The organism is Variovorax stachyos (genome assembly GCF_051400855.1).
In the GTDB taxonomy this organism is placed as follows: domain Bacteria; phylum Pseudomonadota; class Gammaproteobacteria; order Burkholderiales; family Burkholderiaceae_C; genus Variovorax.
The window spans coordinates 1-19352 of sequence record NZ_JBLFFN010000004.1 but is presented as its reverse complement, the minus strand read 5'-3'; the positions used below and the strand labels follow the sequence as shown (position 1 = coordinate 19352).

Sequence of the window (19352 nt, the reverse complement as noted above, 5' to 3'; positions counted from 1 at the left end):
GGTATTCGCCTTCGGAGCGGCTGTTCGGCTCATGTACCGAGCGCCTCCAGCAAGAGGAACATCTTGGCCACGCCCTCGTAGAGCACGTTGCCCGAGGGCGCGCGGTCGGGCCGCAGGCGCCGACCGGTGAGCTGGCTCAGCAGCGAACGGGTGCGGCCCGCCCATTCCCCTTCGGCGTGCAGCAGCCGCCACACGGTGGTGCCGGCCTGGCCGGCGATCAGCACGCGCTTCATCATGTGCGGGTCGCCCAGCTCGCCCATTCCGCCCACCAGTTGCAGGCCCTGGCGAATCAGCCGGAAACAGGGCTCGGCCTGCGCCGCCCAGGCCTGCCACTGCGCGAGCTGCGCCGCGCCGACATCGCTGCCGATGTTCGACAGCAGGTAATTCTGTGCAAGGATCTTGCGGCTCTTCGGATCCATCACGCGCGTCGCGACGCAGCGCAGCGCAGGCAGTCCGTGCTCCCCGCGCAGCAGCACTTCGGCGTGGGCCTCGGCCTGCAGTGCAGGCTTGCCCTTGAAGCGCACGGGGTGCGCCTCGCCGAACGCCAGCTCCAGCCGCGCCAGCGTGCCGCGGCCGCCGGCCGTGTCGACGATGGCGGTCGAGCCCGGCGCACGCGCCAGCCAGGCCAGCCCGCGAGCCTGGAGCTCGCTCATGAATTCGATGGCGGGCAGGCGCGGCAGCGCGTGCACCACCGGCTTGCCGAAGTCCTGCTGGGCCACCCACTGCAGCGGGCGCAGCCCGGCCCTGCGCGCCGCTGCGGCAGCCGTGCCGGCAGCGGCGGTGGACAGCCACTGGTTGGGCGCGGCCAGCGGTTGGCCGTCGCGATCCGACAGCAGCAGGCTGCTCTCGCATCCGTAGGCATCGCCGCCCTCGTTCGACTTGAGGCCGAGCTGCCCGCCGAGCGCCAGCACATGGCGGTCGCAGCCGGTGGCGATCTCGCTCCACGCATGCGCCTTGAGCGACTGCAGCACGGTCTTGTGCAGCACGTTCTCGTCGGCCGCCATGCGCCAGAGCTCGCGCGTGGCATCGAAGCCCAGGTCGGCATCGGCCAGCGCCTTGGCCGCCCAGGCCACCTCCTGCGCGTCGTGGGCCATGGCATGGATCAGCTGCTGGTACTTCAGCCGGAGGCGCTCGGTCTCGGCCTGCGCCTGCGCCACCTCCGACGCGTCCTCGGCGGCGGCCGGCCTGTCCTGCAGGTCGCTCTCGCCAGGCACGAAGAGCGCGCTCGGCGCCTTGGCCTGGAATACGCTGTCGACCAGCGCGGCGCGGTCGGCCGGCGCCAGGTTCTCCGGCACCTTCTGGCCGCTGGAAACGTAGTGCACCGGCAGCCGGTGACGGATCACCGTGTCGATCAGCGCACCGGGGTGCGTGGCCTCGTCCACCTTGGTGAAGATGCAGCCGGCCAGTTCGTTGCCGCTCGCGCCGTGGCGGTAGGCATGCACCACCTCGTTGAGCGTGTCGCCGTGGCTGGCGGCGTTGAGCAGCAGCAGCCGCTTCACCGGCCGCGGACTGCTGCCCAGCATGGCGATCTGCTCCGAGACGGCGCGGTCGCGCTGGCTCATGCCCACGGTGTCGATGAGCACCATGTGCTTGTTGCGCAGGTCGTTGAGCACCAGCTGCAGGTCGGTCGCGTCCTTCACCGCGTAGACCGGCACGTTGAGGATCTGGCCGTAGATGCGCAGCTGCTCGTAGGCGCCGATCCGATAGCTGTCAGTGGTCACCAGCGCCAGCTTGTCGGCGCCGAAGCGCATCACGCAGCGCGCGGCGAGCTTGGCGGTGGTGGTGGTCTTGCCGACGCCGGTCGGGCCCATCAGCGCATAGACGCCGCCCTGGGCCAGCAGCGCATCCTCGTCCTCCATCACGGGCAGGGTGCGGACCAGCTCCGAGCGCACGAAGGCCATGCCCTGCGCATAGCTCTGGTTGGCCGGCAGGTGCTCCAGCATGGCTTTGGCCAGGCGGGCACTGAAGCCGGCGCCCAGCAGCGTGCGCAGCAGGCGCCCGCGCATCGGGTCGCGGCGCTGCCGGTCGTTCCAGACGACGGTGGCCAGCTGTTCCTCGATCATGCCGCGCATGGAGTGCAGCTCGCTGAGCACCGGGTCGGCGTGGGGGGTGGCGGCGGCCGGCGCTTCGGCGACAGGTGCGATCGGCAGCGCGTGCGCAGCCGGCATGGCCCGCTGCAGCAAGGGCGGCACCGCCGGCCGAGAAGGCATGGAGGGCGCGAAGGGCATCGCCGGCATCGAGGGCACCGGCATCGGCGCGGGCATGGCAGCGGTCGCCGCGTTTTCGGCAGTCGCGAAGGACGCAGGCGTCGGGCCGGCGACCGCGAGCACAGGCGCAGGTACCGGCACTGCAGCGGACGCCACGGCAGTCGCGTGCTCCGCCACCTGCTCCATTTCCTCCGGCGCCATCGCGACGATCTCGACGCCCTCGGCGACGACGCGGTTGGTCAGCACCATCGCCTCCGAGCCCAGGGCTTCGCGGGCCAGACGCAGCGCTTCGCGGCTGGTGGCGGCGACGAACTTGCGTGCGGCGCTGCGCACGTCCGTGATGATGTTCAAACTCTTCCTCCGATGGTGGCGGTGATCTTGATGTGGCGGGAATCAGGGATCTCGGCATGCGAGAGCACCTTGAGCTGCGGCAGGCTGCGCCGCAGGAAGCGAGAGAGCAGCACGCGCAGCGAGTGCTGCACGACCAGGACCGGCACCAGGCCCATCTGCTCCTGGCGCGCGATCGCGGCCTGGGTCTGCGCGAGCAGGTTGTCGGCCAGGCCGGGCTCGATCCCGCTGTTGTTGGTCATGGCCTGCTGCAGCACGCCGTCGAGCGTGGGGTCGAGCCCGAGCACCTGCAGCTCGGAGTCGCCCGGGAACAGCTGCTGCACGATGGCGCGGCCCAGCGCCAGGCGCGTGAGCGAGGTCAGTTCGGTGGCGTCCTTGATGGTCGGCGCGTGCTCGGCCATCACGTCGAGGATGGTGCGCATGTCGCGGATCGGCACCTCCTCCTCGAGCAGGTTCTGCAGCACCTTGTGCAGCGTGCTCAGCGAGAGCACCTTGGGCACCAGGTCCTCGGTCAGCTTGGGCGCGGTCTTGCCGACCTGGTCCAGCAGCTGCTGCACCTCCTGGCGGCCCAGCAGCTCGGCGGCGTGGGTCTGGATCAGGTGGTTGAGGTGCGTGGCCATGACCGTGCAGGCGTCGACCACCGTGTAGCCGAAGACCTGCGCCTGCTGGCGCTGGCTGGCGTCGATCCACACCGCGGGCAGCCCGAAGGCCGGGTCCTGCGTAGGCGTGCCGGGCAGCGTGCCCGTGACCTGGCCGGGATTGATCGCCATCCACTGGTTGGGATAGGCCTCGCCGCGCCCGATCTCCACGCCCTTGAGGCGGATGATGTAGCTGTTGGGCTGGATCTCCAGGTTGTCGCGGATGTGCACCACCGGCACCAGGAAGCCCAGCTCCTGCGCGATCTTCTTGCGGATGCTCTTGATGCGGCCCAGCAGCTCGCCCTGCTGCGACTGGTCCACCAGCGGGATCAGCCGGTAGCCGACCTCCATGCCCAGCGGGTCGACCAGGGCCACGTCGTCCCAGGTGGCCTCTGCCGCCTCGGGCGCCGGCGCGCTGGCCGCGGCCTTGGCGGCAGCCGCCTGCTCGGCCGCCTGCTGCGGCGCGCGCAGCAGCAGCCGGCGGCCGAGCCAGACCAGACCGCCCGCGATCAGCAGGAAGGCCAGGTTCGGCATGCCGGGGATCATGCCCATCAGGCCGATGATCGCGGCCGTGAGGAACAGCACCTGCGGACTCGAGAAGAGCTGGCCGGTGAGCTGGCGCCCCACGTCCTCGTCGGTGGTCACGCGCGAGACGATCACGCCGGCTGCGGTCGAGATCACCAACGCGGGGATCTGCGCCACCAGGCCGTCGCCGATGGCCAGCAGCGTGTAGGTCTTGCCGGCGGTCGAGAAGTCCAGCCCGTGCTGCACCATGCCCACCACCAGGCCGCCGATGATGTTGATCACCATGATCAGCAGCCCCGCGATGGCATCGCCGCGCACGAACTTGCTGGCGCCGTCCATGGAGCCGTAGAAATCGGCCTCCTGCGCGACCTCGGTGCGCCGCTTGCGCGCCACGTCCTCGCCGATCAGCCCGGCGTTGAGGTCGGCGTCGATCGCCATCTGCTTGCCTGGCATGGCGTCGAGCATGAAGCGCGCGCCGACCTCGGCGATGCGGCCCGCGCCCTTGGTGATGACCATGAAGTTGATCAGCACCAGGATGATGAAGACCATCACGCCCACCGCGAAATTGCCGCCCACCAGAAAGTGGCCGAAGGCCTCGATCACCTTGCCGGCGGCGTCGGGGCCCGTGTGGCCGTGCATCAGCACCACGCGGGTGGAGGCCACGTTGAGCGACAGGCGCAGCAGCGTCGAGAACAGCAGCACCGCCGGGAAGGCCGCGAAGTCCAGCGCCTTCATCGTGTACATGCTCACCAGCAGCACCATCACCGACATGGCGATGTTGAAGGTGAACAGCAGGTCGAGCAGGAAGGGCGGCAGCGGCAGCACCATCATGCTGAGGATCAGGATGATGAGGATGGGACCGGCCAGGCCCTTCATCTGGGCGCCGGAGAAGCTCTGCGGCGGCAGGCGCAGGAAAGAGGCGATCGCGTTCATGCGGCGTTCGGCGTGTATTCGAGATCCTGGGGAATGGGCAGATCGCCCGGCGTGCGAGGTGCCTCGCCGCCCTCGGCCTGCCAGCGCTTGAGCCGGTAGACCCAGGCCAGCACCTCGGCCACGGCGGTGTAAAGCCCGGCGGGGATCTCGTCGCCCAGGCGGGTGTTCTTGTAGAGCGCGCGCGTGAGCGGCGGCGCCTCGAGGATCGCGACCTTGTTCTCCTTGGCAATCTCGCGGATGCGCTCGGCCACGCGGTCCGTCCCCTTGGCCACCACGCGCGGCGCGCGCATGTCGCCGTCGACGTACTTGAGGGCGACGGCGAAGTGCGTGGGATTGGTGACCACGATGTCGGCCTTGGGCACCTCGGACATCATGCGGCGCTTGGCCATCTGCTGCTGCTGGCGGCGGATCTGCGCCTTGAGGTGCGGGTCGCCTTCGCTTTCCTTGTGCTCCTGGCGCAGGTCCTCGCGCGACATGCGCAGCTTGCGGTAGTAGCTCCACAGCTGCCAGGGCACGTCCACCAGCGCGATCAGCAGCAGCGCGGCAGTGATGAGCGCGCAGTTGCGCGCCACCAGCAGCACCATCTGCGGCAGTGCGGCGCGCTCGGACTGGGCCATCAGCGCGTTGACTTCGTCCATGCCGTCCATGATCACCAGCCAGGCCACGCCGCCGATCAGCAGCGACTTGGCCAACGCCTTGAACAGCTCGGCCAGCGACTGGGTGGAGAACAGGCGCTTGATGCCCGCGATGGGATCGAGCTTGTCGAACTTGGGCCCCAGCGCCTGCGTCGAGAACAGCCAGCCGCCGAGCATCAGCGGCGCCACCAGCGCGGCCAGCACGAGCATGCCCATCAGCGGCGCCATCGCGATCAGCGCCTGCATCGTGAGCAGCCCGGCCTGCGTCAGCATGAAGGAGGTGTCGAAGGCCGCCGCGCGCTCGAAGCGCAGGCCGTGGCTGAACGATGCCTGGAAGTCCCGGCCCAGCGGCCCCGACAGTGCCCACAGGCCGGCGACCGCGGTGGCGAGCAGAACGAAGGTGACCAGCTCGCGAGAGCGGGCCACGCTGCCTTCTTCGCGCGCCTTCTCGAGGCGCCGCGGCGAGGCCGGTTCTGTCTTTTCGAGATCGCTTTCGTCAGCCATTCATGTCCCGGGAGAGCATCGGCGAACATCGCCGAGTCGTGGCTGATTATTGGATTCGGGCCCTCTGGACAATCCATCGATGAGGGGCAGGAATGCCCTCCTGCTTGGGGCTTAGAGCGAGATGGACAGGGCCCTGCACGGCGGCGAAAGCCACGGGATGAGCGCGGCGGGCCAGCAGCTTTCGGATCATGGCCGCGGCGTTGAGAAGTGGAGTACCCAGCAGGCCAGTGGACGCGTCTGCGCAAGGGCAAACCCCTTGTTTGCGGCATGCGCAGCGATATATCCTCCGCGCGGTCACACATTCAATGGCGGCTGAGCAGGCCTACCAGTGTGTCGAAGGTAAACTTCCGAATAAAGCCTTGCGGGGTTAAGCTGTTCGCTGGGCCGGACGGCTCAGACCCACGAGGACGGTTTGGTAGAGTTCGTTCGCAAGCGCCGCATAGCTGCGTAGTTGTTCGGCCACTTCAGCTTCACGCAGTGGTTTGCTCCGATTATCAAGGCGGGCGCGAAAAACGAGATGACGGCTCTGTCGCTCTATGCCGATGACCTCTCCTAAGCCAGCGTCTAGCTCAAGATTGAGCGCGAGCACCTCTTCAGCCAGCTGCGGCGCTGCTGCACACGAATCGATGGAGCCAAGGTCAGCGTAGCAAAAAACTCCATCTTCATCCCAATCCTCAGCGTGGAGAAGTCCTACCGTTACTCCGTCTAAGTACACATCGTCATCATCGAATGCATCCAGCCGATCCAGTTGAAGTACCCTCGCGGTGCTGCGGCATAGCTCGCGGAATTGATCAGGCGACATTTTGAATACCTCCAGGACCAAATTTCTATTATGACAGTGGCAACTTGCCTGTCTTCAGCACCTATCCCAAACGTAAGTCGGAACTGTGACTTTCGGCACATTTTCCAATGCCCCATTTGTGATCTGCAGGGTTAGCGGGAACTTGGCGCCACTTGTTGTTACAACCATATCAACATCTCATTACCTTTGGTTTAGCAATGAAATGTGAAGCGACTATTCCCGCGACTTTAAAGTCACTCTTGATCCACTTTTGTCATTGGAGAAAGCCATGATCCCATCAGCCCACCCACGATATACGAAAGAAATGGCAACTAGTGAGGCAGCAGCCCGCGGCTTCAAAGACGTTAAACAAAATGTCGGGCGAGGATTCAAGAATCTCCGTGGCTGCTTGATCAATCAGATGTTCAACCCCGATCATCCAGTGCAGTGGATCAATAGCCGTCATCAAGAGCGCAAACTGGCGCGAACCGCGGCGGGGTTTGGGGCAACTTATGCCCTGGAAATTGCCAGGCGAGCTCATGAAAATCCCGTTATAGAACTTGCGCAAGCTGATCTAGCCAGCTTAAAAAACACGAATACAGCGAAATAGAAAGAGAAAACTCAAGTGAAATAATGTCTATTGAGGCTGGCGAACAAAATCATGTTTTTGAGGTACGCGAAAAAAATCTGGACATTGTCAAGGCGACCCTGGCAAAAGATGAAAATGGGTATCCGGCTTTGAATCTCGATCATGCACTTAACTCCTTACACGACAAGGGGCTGAAGCCAACGTTATTGCTTATTGATGAAGTCGGCGACGATCGAAACGGCTTCGATAAGCAGATCACAAAAAATCAATTGGCGTTGATTGATAAGGTCAAGAAATTAGGAGGGCAAGTCCTGATTTGTACAAGACCATGCCAGCCGCTTTTAAAGCCGGAACTGGAATCTGCAGTCGCCAATGTTCTGCACACTTTTCATTCGATAAATCCACTCAACAAACTAGAAGATCCTGAGCTTCGTAAACAAGTACGTGCTGCTGATTTTGTAATCGTTGCAGGTTTTGATACCAATGCGTGCGTGCGCAATACCGTTGGGGTTCAGGAAGATTTTAACGAATACTATGAAAATATGACACCTGGCCTTGTTCAGGATGGAATTCCCGTGCTTTTTTCAGACGATTGTGCAAGAGGGATTAAATCGAACAAATGGGAAGGGTCGAGATTTGAAGATGCGCTCTTTTTTTGGGGGCGGGAAGATAGTTCATATAGGCTTGCTGATCAGGCTGTTCAGAAATATCGAGAAAATTCGGGGCATAAGTTGGGTGAATTAGAAACGGAGTTCAATTCAAGGACTTTACGCAATCTTCAATCTGTCATCTCTGAGATTAATGGACAGTCAACTGATCAAATCATAGATTTGATACGGGATTTCAAAATTTCGCCGGACAACCCACTTCTTGACCTCTTGACTAGGCCGGGTGAAAAAAAGGGTTTGGGATTAGAGCCCCAGCTGCTGGCAGTGGCCACGCCGCGCGAGGAAAGCCTTCTGGGCATCTATCAGCGCCATGAACTGCAGCACGCCGCCGGCTCCAACAACCCGCGCTTTATCGCGAGTCGTATCACGATGAAGCTCAACGCGCTGGGCAAAGCACGAGCGCTCGCGAGCTCAACCCGGCGCTGGTCGGGCGCCACACGCAATTGGTCGCCCATCGGACCGGTGACGCTCAACCCCGAACGCGCCTCCCTCATCAAGATGCATTCGGCCACCAACGACATTCAGCCGATGGCTGCTTGAACGAGGCGACAACTACCCTGGACGCGCGCCAGGACGGAGCAACACGGGGTTTGCAGACGCTAGAACCCCAGACTCTCCAACAGGTCATCCACCTGCGCCTGATCCGTCACCGCCTCCGGGTTGTCGGCCTTGATCTGCGGCCCATTCATCAGGCCGTTGCCCTGAACCACGGCGAGCTCCGGCCGCTTCTCCATCGGCGAGTTGTCGATCAGCACCTGCAGCAGCTGCGTCTCGACCTCGTTGACCACTTCCATCATCTTCTTGATGACCTGGCCCGTCAGGTCCTGGAAGTCCTGCGCCATCATGATCTCCATCAGCTGGGAGTTGATGGCGCTGGCGCGCTCCGGCACCTGCTGCAGGTAGCCGCGCGTGTCCATCACCAGCCCGCGCGCCTGGTCCAGCTCGATCGGGTTGGCGAACCACTGGTCCCAGCGCCCGCTCAGGTCTTTCGCGCCGTTCGACAGCGCCTCCTGCATCGGCTGCGCCACGTCGATGGCGTTGAGCGCACGATGCGCCGCCCGCTCCGTCATGGCGGCCACGTAGTTGAGGCGGTCGCGCGCATCGGGAATGGCCTGCGCTGCGCGCTCGACCTGCTTGTCCAGGCCCAGCTCGCGCATGCCCTCGCGCAGCTGGCGCGTCAGGTGGCCGATGCGGCCCAGCAGTTCGTCATGCGTGTTGCCTTGTGTGTTGGAGCTCATATCAGGCGGCCTCTTTTTGCAGCTTCTCGAAGATCTTGTTGAGCTTTTCCTCGAGCGTGGCAGCGGTGAAGGGCTTGACCACATAGCCGTTGGCGCCGGCCTGTGCCGCGGCGATGATGTTCTCCTTCTTGGCCTCGGCCGTGACCATCAGCACCGGCAGCTTGGCCAGCTCCGGGTCGGCGCGGATGGCCTTCAGCATGGTCAGGCCGTCCATGTTGGGCATGTTCCAGTCCGACACGACAAAGCCGAAGTCGCCGCCGCGCAGCTTCTCGATGCCGGCGGCGCCGTCCTCGGCCTCGTCGACGTTGAGGAACTCCAGCTCCTTCAGCAGGTTGCGCACGATGCGCCGCATGGTCGGAAAGTCGTCCACGACCAAAATTTTGATGCTCTTATCGATCACGATTTCTCCAGCTTCAATGGTTCAGATTCAGACGGCGTCACACGCGGTTGGTGCGTTCGCCGAAGGTGCGCAGGTGCGCGAGCACGCGGCGGGTTATCTCGTTCAAGGGCGACACCTCGTCGACGGCACCCAGCAGCACGGCCTCGCGCGGCATGCCGTAGACCACGCAGCTCGCCTCGTCCTGCGACAGGGTGTGTGCGCCCGCCTGCCGCATGCGCAGCAGGCCCTCGGCGCCGTCGCGGCCCATGCCGGTGAGGATCATCCCGATCGCGTTCTTGCCCGCATGCCGGGCCGCCGAGTCGAAGAGCACGTCGATCGAGGGGCGGTGCCGGTTCACCGGCGGCTCCTGGTTGAGCTGGGCCACGTAGTTGGCGCCGCTGCGGCCCAGCGCGAGGTGCCAGCCCCCCGGCGCGATGTAGGCATAGCCCGGCAGCACGCGCTCGCCCTGCTCCGCCTCCTTCACGTTGATGCGGCACAGGCCGTCCAGCCGCTGCGCGAACGAGCGGGTGAAGCCGGGCGGCATGTGCTGCGCGATCAAAACGGCCGGCGCGTCGGGCGGCAGCGGCTGCAGCACCTCGCGGATGGCCTCGGTGCCGCCGGTGGAGGCGCCGATGATGATCAGCTTCTCGGTCGACAGCAGGGGACTGCGCAGCAGCGGCTCCTGGGCGCTCTCGGCGGCCGGCCGCGCGGCTGCGGGGCGGCTCGGCAGCAGGCGCGCCTGCGCGGCGGCGCGGATCTTGCCGGCGATGTGCTCGGTGTACTGGATCAGGCCGTCACGCACCCCCAGTCGCGGCTTGGTGACGAAGTCGATGGCGCCCAGCTCCAGCGCGCGCAGCGCGATCTCGGAGCCGCGCTCGGTCAGCGATGACACCATCACCACCGGCATCGGCCGCAGGCGCATCAGCTTCTCGAGGAACTCGAGGCCGTCCATGCGCGGCATCTCGACATCCAGCGTCAGCACGTCCGGGTTGGTCTGCTTGATGAGGTCGCGCGCCACCAGCGGGTCGGCCGCGGTGCCGACCACCGTCATGTCGCTCTGGCTGTTGATGAGCTCGGTCATCACGCTGCGGATCAGCGCGGAATCGTCGACGCACAGGACCCTGATCTTCTTCATGACAGGCAACTCCCCTTGTTCTTGTTGACGGCGGAAAGCTTGCGCAGCAGCTCGCCCTCCTCGCGCTGCACGGACTGCACCTCCACCTGGGCGCGCAGCTTGCGCACCACAGCCTTGCCGCTGCGCGGCAGCAGGCACACGCGGCGCGCATGCGGGCCGCGCAGGTCCTGGGCCGCGACAGTGATGCGCTCGGTCTCCAGATAGCGCAGCACGAAGTCGGCGTTGCGGTCGCCGATGTTCAGCGTGGTCATGTTGGCGAGCACCGCGGCGCCGCCGAAGACCTTGGCCTGCAGGCGGTCGCGCCGCGCGCCGGCGCGCAGCAGCTCGCGGATCAGCACGTCCATCGCGTAGGCGCCGTAGCGCATCGACTCGGCCTGGCCGCGGGTGCCCGGCTCGGCGTCCTCCGGCAGCATGAAGTGGTTCATGCCGGCGACGCCGGCATCGCGGTCGACCAGGCAGGCCGCCACGCAGGAGCCCAGCACCGTGGTCATCACGGTGTCGGCGGCGGTGACGTAGTACTCCGAGGGCAGCAGCTTGACGGCCATGCTGTCGAAGTCGCGGTCGAAGTAGTGGTGGCTGGCGATCGAGCCTGGGGCGGAGGCGGTCATGTGGAAGCCTCCGGTTCTGCTCCCTCCCCTTCCGGGGGAGGGTTGGGGTGGGGGCACTCGTTTCGGTTGATTTCGTACGTTGCTGTTGTGTTGAGTGCGGAGCCGGGATTTCGCCCCGGCGGGCGACGGAGCAAGCCAGGAGCACATTCGCGCAACCATGAAGCGCTCATGCCCTCCCCTTCCGATTCACTTCATAAACCGTCTGCCCGATCGCCTTGAAGTTCGGACTCACCAGAGATGCATTCTCCGAATGCCCGGCAAACAGCAGCCCACCTGTCTTGAGCAGCGGCTCGAAGCGATCGAGGATGCGCTTCTGCGTGGGCTTGTCGAAATAGATCATCACGTTGCGGCAGAAGATCGCGTCCACCGGCTCCTTCACCGGCCACACCGGGTCGAGCAGGTTGAGGCGCTCGAACCGCACCATGGCCGCGAGCTCCGGCCGCACCCGCACCTTGCCTGCATTGGCGCCGGTGCCCTTGTTGAAGAAGCGCCGCAGCCGCTCGGCGGGAAGGTGGTTGACCTGCTCCAGCGTGAAGACGCCGGCCGAGGCCTTGGCCAGCACCGCCGTGTCGATGTCGGTGGCGATCACGCGGGCCGCGCCAGCGCGCTCGCCCAGCGCCTCGACCAGCGTGATGGCGATCGAGTACGGCTCCTCGCCAGTGGAGGCCGCGGCGCACCAGACGGTGACCGGCTGCTTGCCGCGCTTCGCATGCTCGGCCAGCACCGGGAAATGGTGCGCCTCGCGAAAGAAGGAGGTCAGGTTGGTGGTGAGCGAATTGATGAAGGCCTGCCACTCCTCGCCGTCATGGCTGGACTCCAGCATCTCGAGATAGCGCGAGAACTCGGGCAGCCGCAGCTCGCGCAGACGGCGCGACAGCCGGCTGTAGACCATCTGGCGCTTCTGCTCGCCAAGGGCGATGCCCGCCCGGCGATGGATCAGCGTGCGGACCTTCGCGAAATCGTGGTCGGTAAAGAGGAATTCGGAGTTCACGAGCGACGCCGGGGATGGGCTTTCAATGTACATAGCGCACGTCTTTTTCAATGTGGCGATCAAGCGACCAAAAGCCCTGCATCTCGCTTCCGCTCAGGCGGCCTCGGCGGGGCCGAGGTCCTGGGCCCAGGCGAGTGCCGACAGGTGCGCGGCGTTGACCTGGTCGGCGCTCATGAAGAGCGCCTCGGCCAGGCTCGCGGCGCGCTCGCCGTCCTCCTCGCAGCTCTCGGCCAGCGCCAGGAAGGGCCCGTAGGCACCCTCGCGCGTCAGGATCGCCTGCTGGACCGCCTCGCTGAGCTGCACCTTGCCGAGCACCTCCCGCATCGGGACCCCGAGCAGCCGGTCGATCAGCGAGAACATGCCGACCACGAAGAGGTTGTCGGCATCCGCAGCCGGCAGCATGCCCTTGCCCATCAGCTCGACGAAGCGGCCGCGCAGGATGGCCTTCTTCGTCATGAAGGGCGCACTGCCCTTGGCATTGCTCATGGCCAGCAGCACCGAGAGCCAGCGGAACAGCGGCGCATAGCCGAGCATGGTCACGGCGTGGCGCAGCGAATGGATTTCGACGCCGGCGCCGATGGCCGGCGAGTTGATGTAGCGCAGCAGCCGGTAGGTCAACGCGGCGTCGCGCTTGAGCACGGCCTCGATCTCGCGCACGTCCTGGTTGCGCTGGATCATCTGCATCAGCTGCACGATCAGCATCGACTCCGGTTGCATGGCGCCTTGGCTGGGCGCCGCGTGCTCGCCGGGCCGGAGGTGCTTTCCCTCGACGAACACCTCCAGCCGCTGCGCGGCGGCGGCGCCGAAGTCGCTCCATTCGTTCATGCGCGTGACGATCAGCTGCAGCGGCGGCTGCCCCGCCCCCGCCTCGCTGCGCAGGCGCTCCACCAGCGCGCGGTCGCCCGCACCCACGTCGAAGTGGGTCACGAGGCCGCGCAACTCCTCCTCCTGCGGCAGTGCGTCGGCACCACAAAGCATGAAGCTGAAGCCCTGCTCGCGCAGGAACAGCGCGATGGGACGCAGCTCCTCGTTCATGAGCAGCTCGGGCTCGACGCACAGCACGACATTCTCGGGCGGCAGGAGCTGCAGCTCGCCGGCCATGATCGACTCGGCCGAGACGTCGACGAACAGCAGGGTGCGCCCGAGCGCCCATCCGGTCTTGGGACTGTTGAGGTGCCTGCCGGCGCAGGTCATGAGTGCCTTGAACTGCGCAAGCGCATCCGCCGCGTTGTCCGACGAGGCCGCTCGCCATGCGAGCCTGTAGCCCATCACACGCTTGCCCGCGTCGAGCAGCTGGGCGTAGGTGACGTAGCCGCTGGCGTCGCATTCGCCGGCGGCGGACGCCTGGCCGGACGCCTGGCCGGCCGCGGGGCCGTCGCTGGATTGCTGTCGCCGGAAGAAGTCGAAGCGCATGGCGTGGTCTCCGTGCTCTCAGGCTGCGATCGGGTCCATCCTCGAGGCGCCCGCCAACGCAGCGGCACTGGCCGCCTGGGCCCGCTGGATGCGCGGCATGGCGCCGACGTCGATGATGAAGGCCACGCTGCCGTCGCCCAGGATGGTCGCGGCCGAGATGCCGGGCACCTTGCGGTAGTTGGTCTCGAGGTTCTTGACCACCACCTGGTGCTGGCCGAGCAGCTCGTCGACCAGCAGCGCGAAACGCGTGTCGTCGGCCTGCACGATCACCAGGATGCCCTGGGTCGGCTGGGTCTGCGCGCCGGCCACGTCGAACACGCGGTGCAGCTCGATGAGCGGCAGGTACTCGCCGCGCACCTTGATCACATGGCCGTCGGCGGTGATCGAGTGCAGGTGCTCCGCCAGCGGCTGCAGCGACTCGATGACATAGCTCAGCGGCAGGATGTAGGCCTCTTCGCCGACCTTGACCGACATGCCGTTGAGGATGGCGAGCGTCAGCGGCAGCACGATGCGGGTGGTGGTGCCGCGGCCTTCGCGTGAACTGATCTCCACGTGGCCGCCCATCTCCTGGATGTTGCGCTTGACCACGTCCATGCCGACGCCGCGGCCCGAGATGTCGGTGACCTGCTCGGCGGTGGAGAAGCCCGGCGCGAAGATCAGCTGCCACACCTCGTCGTCGGGCATGCCGTCGCTGACCGCAATGCCTTGCTGCTGCGCCTTGGCCAGGATCTTGCCGCGGTTCAGGCCCGCTCCGTCGTCGCTGACCTCGATCACGATGTTGCCGCCGTGGTGCTGGGCCGACAGCAGCAGCTGGCCGGTGGCGTCCTTGCCCTTGGCCAGGCGCTGCTCGGGCGTCTCGATGCCATGGTCGAGGCTGTTGCGCACCAGGTGCGTGAGCGGGTCCACGATGCGCTCGATCAGGCCCTTGTCGAGCTCGGTCTCCTTTCCGTAGGTGTCGAGCCGGACCAGCTTGCCCAGCTTGGCACTCACGTCGCGGATCACGCGCGGGAAGCGGCTGAACACGTAGTCCATCGGCATCATGCGGATGGACATCACCGATTCCTGCAGGTCGCGCGCATTGCGCTCCAGGTGGCCGAGGCCGCTCAGGAAGCGCTCGTAGGCCACGGGGTCGAGCATGGTCGCGGCCTGGGTCAGCATCGACTGGGTGATCACCAGCTCGCCCACCAGGTTGATGAGCTGGTCGACCTTCTCCACGTCGACGCGGATCGAGCTGGACTCCTTGGCGTTCGCTGCTGCCGCAGCCGGCCCGGCCGGCGGGCCCGCAACCGGCACTGCCTTCGGCGCCGCGGCCGGGGCCTCGGCGGCGGGGGCCGCGGCGGCCTCGGGCGCCGCCGCCTCGCGCGTGATGTCGATCTGCGATTCGTCGATGACGAAGCAGCACACGGCGATGATGTCGTCGGGGCTGCAGGTGGTCTCGAGCAGTGCCGTCAACTGGTCGCCGCTGCGCGTGCGCGACAGCAGCTTGCCCAGGTTGCCGAGCTCGTCCGCGAGCAGGTCGCATTCGCTGTCGGACAGGCGCGAGAAGCGGATGCGCAGCGCGCCTTGCGGCACGGGCTCGGCGGGCGCGGCGGCCACGGGGGCCGGTGCGGGCGCAGCAGCGGGAGCAGGCGCGGCCCCGGCGGCGCCGTTCTCCAGTGCCAGTTGTTGCAGCACGGCGCAGATCTGCGCCACCCTCTCAGGCTCCGGTTCTTTGCCCGCCTGGTAGGCCGTGAGTTGTTCTTGCAAGGCGTCCTTCGTTTCCAAAAAGGCATCGATCATCGGAGCGCTCAGGCTCAGTTGGCCATGGCGCGCCCGGTCCAGGAGGGTCTCCAGCAGGTGCGTGGTGTCGGTCAGGGCGGTAAAGCCGAAGGTTGCCGCGCCACCCTTGATCGAATGCGCGGCGCGGAAGATGGCGTTGAGCTGCTCGGCATCGGGCGCGGCGACGTCGAGTTCGAGCAGCAGCTGTTCCATCTCGGCCAGCAGCTCGACCGCCTCGACGAAGAATGCTTGTGTGAATTGACTGAGGTCCATGGGTGCTCCTTGACCGGCTTCTTCGGGCTGGGTTAGTTCTGCAGCGGCGGCGGCTTGTAGGCCGTCACCTTGACGTTGTCGGGCGGCGGCGGTGCCGGCCGCGGCAAGCGGCCGGCCCGTGTGGCCCCGCCACCGTCCCCGCTGTTCTCGCGCTCGATCTGCTGCTGCGTGCGGTGGTTGAGCACGATGATGCTGATGCGGCGGTTGATCGGGTTGCGCGGCTCGGCCTTGTCCAGGTGCATGCTGTCGGCCAGGCCGACCACGCGCATGACCTTGTCCTCGGCCATGCCCCCCATCACCAGTTCGCGGCGCGAGGCGTTGGCGCGGTCGGCCGACAGCTCCCAGTTGCCGTAGGAGCGGTCGCCGTTGGTGTAGACGATGGCGTCGGTATGGCCCGACAGCGTGATCTTGTTGGGGAGCTCCATCAACACCGGCCCGATCTCGCGCAGGATGCCGCGCACGTGCGGCAGCAGCCGCGCGCTGGCCAGGTCGAACATCGGGCGGTTCTCGTTGTCCACGATCTGAAGGCGCAGGCCCTCGGTCGTGATGTCGATCAGGATCTGCGAACGGAACTGCTTGAAGACCGGGCTGTTCTCGATCAGGTCGTCCAGCCGCTTCTTCATGCTGGCCAGGCGGTCGGCGTCGGCCGCGTCTTCCATGTCGGCCTGAGCCAGGCGGACCTCGCCGTCTACATGGGTGACCGGGTCCATGCCGCCGCCGGGAATGACGCTGGTGCTGGTGCTGCTCTTCTCGCCGCCGTTGATCGCCACCTTCAGCGGCATGCGGAAGTGCTCGGCGATGCCCTCGCGCTGCTTGGGGCTGGCATTGGACAGCAGCCACATCACGAGGAAGAAGGCCATCATCGCCGTCATGAAGTCGGCATAGGCGATCTTCCAGCCACCGCCATGGTGCCCGCCGGCGCTGTTGCCCGCGACGCGCTTGACGACGACACGGCCCCTTTCTGCGCTCATGCCCCTGCCCTCGCGATCTCAGCGGGCCTTGACTTCGCGCACATGGCTGTCGAGCTCGGTGAAGGTGGGCCGCTCGGTCGAGAACAGCACCTTGCGGCCGAACTCCACCGCCAGCTGCGGCGCGTAGCCGTTGAGGCTGGCGAGCAGCGTGACCTTGGCGCACTGGTACATCTTCATGCCCTCGGCCACCTTCTGCTCGATCAGCGAGGCCAGCGGCGCCACGAAGCCGTAGGCCAGCAGCACGCCGAGGAAGGTGCCGACCATGGCGTGCGCGATCAGCGCGCCCATCTCCGCAGGCGGCAGGTCGGCCGAGCCCAGCGCATGGACCACGCCCATCACCGCGGCCACGATGCCCAGCGCGGGCAGCGCGTCGGCGATGCGCGAGAGGCTGTGGCTGGGCACCTCGGCCTCGTGCTTGATGGTCTCGATCTCGTGGTCCATCAGCGCCTCGATCTCGAACGCGTCGGTGTTGCCGCTGATCACCAGGCGCAGGTAGTCGCAGAGGAACTCCATCATGTTGGCGTCGGCGAGGATGTCGGGATAGCGCGCGAAGATCTCGCTCGAGGCCGGCGCCTCGACGTCGGCCTCGAGCTTCATCATTCCTTCCTTGCGCGCCTTGGCCAGCAGCTCGTAGAGCAGCGCCAGCAGGTCCATGTAGAGCTGCCGGTTGTGCTTGGAGGAACGCAGGAGCAGCGGCAGCTCCTTGATGGTGGCCTTGATGGTCTTGCCGTTGTTGCCCGCGATGAAGGCGCCGAGGGCGGCACCGCCGATCATCAGCAGTTCCACCGGCTGGAACAGGACACCGAAGTGGCCGCCCATCAAGGCATAGCCGCCGAAGACGGCCCCCACCACTACCAGATACCCGACCAGAACCAGCACGCGCTTCCCCTTTTGCCCGTCAAGGCATCGAATCCAGTACCTGCCTTCAGGGCAGGGCCGCCAGCAGAGCCCTCCCTGCGGGCGCTGCTTCCGGTCTATCGGCAGGGGAAGCCGGTTTCTGAAGTCCCGATTCGCTCGAAATGGCCGTCGCCGCGCGCTTGGCGCCCCGCGTCTTGCCCGCGCGGGAGGGCGGGCGGCACAGCACGCACACATAGCCGTTCTTGCTGTCGTGAGCGTGCGCGACGAACCTGCCGCCGCAGCGGCAGCAGGCGCTCAACTGCAGCATGTCGCTGTCGAAAAAACGCACCATGGTGTAGGCACGTGTGAAATCCAGCACGATTTCGCCGCCTTGCGATTCAATTTGCTCGGCATAAAGGCGGTAACTTTTGATCAGCGCCTGCAAACCATTCTCATTTGCGTGCGTCAACATGAATTGATACATGTTGTAAAACATCGACGAATGAATATTGGCCAGCCACGTCATGTACCAATCCGTGGAAAAAGGCAGCAATCCCTTGGGCGGCGAGACGCCCTTGAGTTCCTTGTAGAGGCGGATCAGGCGTTCGCGGCTCAGGTCCACCTCGGCCTCCAGGAATTGCAGGCGCGCGCCGAGCTCGATCAGCTCGATCGCGAGCTGCACCTCGCGCACCTCGCGGAGCACGCTCTTGCGGCTCATCGGCCCGCTGTTCGACGGGCTCACGCGGCTACGCCGGTGTCACGCACCTGCAGGCGCCGCGCCGACATCAGGATCGACATGTGTGCCTGTTGAAGCGTCGTGTCCTTCTCGTCGCCGACAACAGCCGACATCGACGGGTGGTCGTCGATGCGGAAGCTGCACAGCAGGAAGTTGGAGGCCGCCAGCTTGAGGATCTGCGCCAGCGACATGCCAGCCAGCATGTCGGCGAGTTCGCGGCTCACGCCCAGTTTGAACATCGCCGCTGCGCGATCTTGTTTGACCAGTTTCTGGGCCAGCAACATGTAGGCGAGATTGATGTCCCCGATTTCTTTCGAAATGTCGCCGTTCGCCGCGTTTGTGACCTTGTCCGTTTCCACTTTGCACTCCGTTCAATCGAGGCTCAAGTGTATGCAGGACGCTTTGAATTTGTAACGTTTGTAGCTTTTGGCTTTAAGAAGTGAGGAATAAATTACAGAGTTTGTGCGAACGGTCCTACAGAGGGGGCCGCGAGGGTGGAGCGCGTTAAGAAGAACTCATGCATATTCATAAGTACCGCCTCGGTCAATTACGTGCGAAAAAAGTAGTAACGGCCCAACGCTGATTAAGTGAACAAAAAGCGAATGAAGATTGCTCTACAAAAGTATTACATCGGGCAACCTTCCAATCAGCGCGAACTGGCTCCTACCTCGGCCTGTTCCAGCCCATGGATCCAGGCCATCACCTCAGCCACGGCGAGGTAGAGCTCGGGCGGGATCTGCCGGTCGAGGTCGACCTGCATCAGCAGGCGGATCAGATCGGGCGAGGCGTGCACATACAGCCCGTTCTCACGGGCCTCGCGCATGATCGATTCGGCGACCAGGCCGTAGCCCTTGGCGACCACGATGGGGGCGCGGTTCTTGTCCAGGTAGGACAAGGCCACCGCGCTCGGGCGCTCGTCATTGGGGGGCGTCATCGGCGTGCCTGTGCGTTCGGGTGCGTGCGAGTGCCGCGGATGGTGTGTTTGCCTTACTCCTTGTCCCTCTGGGGGAGGGTTGGGGTGGGGGCACGTTGGCTGTCGATTCGTACGTTGCCGTTGATTCGTACGTTGCCGTCGATTCGGACGTTGCCGTCGACTCGGACGTTGCTGTTGGTTTGAGTCCGGAGCCGGGAATTCGCCCCGGCGGGCGAGTCACTTTCTTTGTCTCGCCAAAGAAAGTAACCAAA

General features: G+C 65.4%; 18 protein-coding genes. 2 read left to right on the top strand and 16 right to left on the bottom strand.

Going from position 1 to position 19352, the window contains the following annotated elements:
• Window positions 1-29 precede the first annotated feature (29 nt).
• The 4 genes from flhF to ACMGEZ_RS08330 all read right to left on the bottom strand — a co-directional run bounded on the left by flhF (window position 30) and on the right by ACMGEZ_RS08330 (window position 6592).
• A complete protein-coding gene (gene flhF / locus ACMGEZ_RS08345; protein ID WP_436821799.1) occupies window positions 30-2558 on the bottom strand; it encodes a flagellar biosynthesis GTPase FlhF in 2529 nt (842 codons plus the stop codon).
• Window positions 2555-4651: a flagellar biosynthesis protein FlhA gene (gene flhA, locus ACMGEZ_RS08340; protein ID WP_436821798.1), complete on the bottom strand. Its 2097-nt coding sequence runs from the start codon at window positions 4649-4651 to the stop codon at window positions 2555-2557. Before flhA ends, flhF begins: the two co-directional genes overlap by 4 nt.
• On the bottom strand, window positions 4648-5790 hold the full coding sequence (flhB, locus tag ACMGEZ_RS08335; RefSeq protein ID WP_436821797.1) for a flagellar biosynthesis protein FlhB: 1143 nt from the start codon (window positions 5788-5790) through the stop codon (window positions 4648-4650). Before flhB ends, flhA begins: the two co-directional genes overlap by 4 nt.
• 367 nt (window positions 5791-6157) lie before the next feature.
• Window positions 6158-6592 carry a type III secretion system chaperone family protein gene (locus ACMGEZ_RS08330; protein ID WP_436821796.1) on the bottom strand — a complete coding sequence of 145 codons (435 nt, stop codon included), beginning with the start codon at window positions 6590-6592 and terminating at the stop codon, window positions 6158-6160.
• Window positions 6593-6860: 268 nt separating this feature from the next.
• Between ACMGEZ_RS08330 and ACMGEZ_RS08325 the strand changes: the two genes are divergently transcribed.
• Together ACMGEZ_RS08325 and ACMGEZ_RS08320 are read left to right on the top strand one after the other, a co-directional pair.
• Window positions 6861-7181, top strand: a complete 321-nt coding sequence (locus ACMGEZ_RS08325) for a hypothetical protein (RefSeq protein WP_436821795.1) — start codon at window positions 6861-6863, stop codon at window positions 7179-7181.
• A gap of 23 nt (window positions 7182-7204) precedes the next feature.
• A complete protein-coding gene (locus ACMGEZ_RS08320) occupies window positions 7205-8368 on the top strand; it encodes a DEAD/DEAH box helicase family protein (RefSeq protein WP_436822194.1) in 1164 nt (387 codons plus the stop codon).
• 59 nt (window positions 8369-8427) lie between these two features.
• On the opposite strand, the gene cheZ is transcribed toward ACMGEZ_RS08320, so the two are convergent.
• From cheZ to ACMGEZ_RS08260, 12 genes are all read right to left on the bottom strand, one after another.
• Complete coding sequence (cheZ, locus tag ACMGEZ_RS08315; protein ID WP_436821794.1) at window positions 8428-9066, bottom strand: protein phosphatase CheZ; 639 nt, start codon at window positions 9064-9066, stop codon at window positions 8428-8430.
• A 1-nt stretch (window position 9067) separates the two neighbouring features.
• Window positions 9068-9466: a chemotaxis response regulator CheY gene (cheY, locus tag ACMGEZ_RS08310; protein ID WP_436821793.1), complete on the bottom strand. Its 399-nt coding sequence runs from the start codon at window positions 9464-9466 to the stop codon at window positions 9068-9070.
• A gap of 37 nt (window positions 9467-9503) precedes the next feature.
• The gene (locus tag ACMGEZ_RS08305; protein WP_436821792.1) at window positions 9504-10580 is read right to left on the bottom strand and encodes a protein-glutamate methylesterase/protein-glutamine glutaminase; all 1077 of its coding nucleotides are present in this window, start codon (window positions 10578-10580) and stop codon (window positions 9504-9506) included.
• Window positions 10577-11188: a chemoreceptor glutamine deamidase CheD gene (gene cheD / locus ACMGEZ_RS08300; protein WP_436821791.1), complete on the bottom strand. Its 612-nt coding sequence runs from the start codon at window positions 11186-11188 to the stop codon at window positions 10577-10579. The genes ACMGEZ_RS08305 and cheD overlap by 4 nt, the downstream gene beginning before the upstream one ends.
• Window positions 11189-11354: 166 nt before the next feature.
• Complete coding sequence (locus tag ACMGEZ_RS08295) at window positions 11355-12212, bottom strand: CheR family methyltransferase (RefSeq protein WP_436821790.1); 858 nt, start codon at window positions 12210-12212, stop codon at window positions 11355-11357.
• Between the two features lie 60 nt (window positions 12213-12272).
• On the bottom strand, window positions 12273-13592 hold the full coding sequence (locus ACMGEZ_RS08290; protein WP_436821789.1) for an EAL and HDOD domain-containing protein: 1320 nt from the start codon (window positions 13590-13592) through the stop codon (window positions 12273-12275).
• A gap of 18 nt (window positions 13593-13610) precedes the next feature.
• Window positions 13611-15623: a chemotaxis protein CheA gene (gene cheA, locus ACMGEZ_RS08285; RefSeq protein WP_436821788.1), complete on the bottom strand. Its 2013-nt coding sequence runs from the start codon at window positions 15621-15623 to the stop codon at window positions 13611-13613.
• Between the two features lie 32 nt (window positions 15624-15655).
• Window positions 15656-16594: a flagellar motor protein MotB gene (gene motB, locus ACMGEZ_RS08280; protein WP_436821787.1), complete on the bottom strand. Its 939-nt coding sequence runs from the start codon at window positions 16592-16594 to the stop codon at window positions 15656-15658.
• Between the two features lie 18 nt (window positions 16595-16612).
• Window positions 16613-17473 (bottom strand): flagellar motor stator protein MotA, encoded by an 861-nt coding sequence (gene motA / locus ACMGEZ_RS08275; RefSeq protein WP_436821786.1) that lies wholly within the window; start codon window positions 17471-17473, stop codon window positions 16613-16615.
• 46 nt (window positions 17474-17519) lie between these two features.
• Window positions 17520-18149, bottom strand: a complete 630-nt coding sequence (flhC, locus tag ACMGEZ_RS08270; RefSeq protein ID WP_436822180.1) for a flagellar transcriptional regulator FlhC — start codon at window positions 18147-18149, stop codon at window positions 17520-17522.
• A gap of 20 nt (window positions 18150-18169) precedes the next feature.
• Window positions 18170-18526 (bottom strand): flagellar transcriptional regulator FlhD, encoded by a 357-nt coding sequence (gene flhD / locus ACMGEZ_RS08265; protein WP_436821785.1) that lies wholly within the window; start codon window positions 18524-18526, stop codon window positions 18170-18172.
• Window positions 18527-18813: 287 nt separating this feature from the next.
• On the bottom strand, window positions 18814-19101 hold the full coding sequence (locus ACMGEZ_RS08260) for an EscU/YscU/HrcU family type III secretion system export apparatus switch protein (protein ID WP_436821784.1): 288 nt from the start codon (window positions 19099-19101) through the stop codon (window positions 18814-18816).
• Window positions 19102-19352 lie beyond the last annotated feature (251 nt).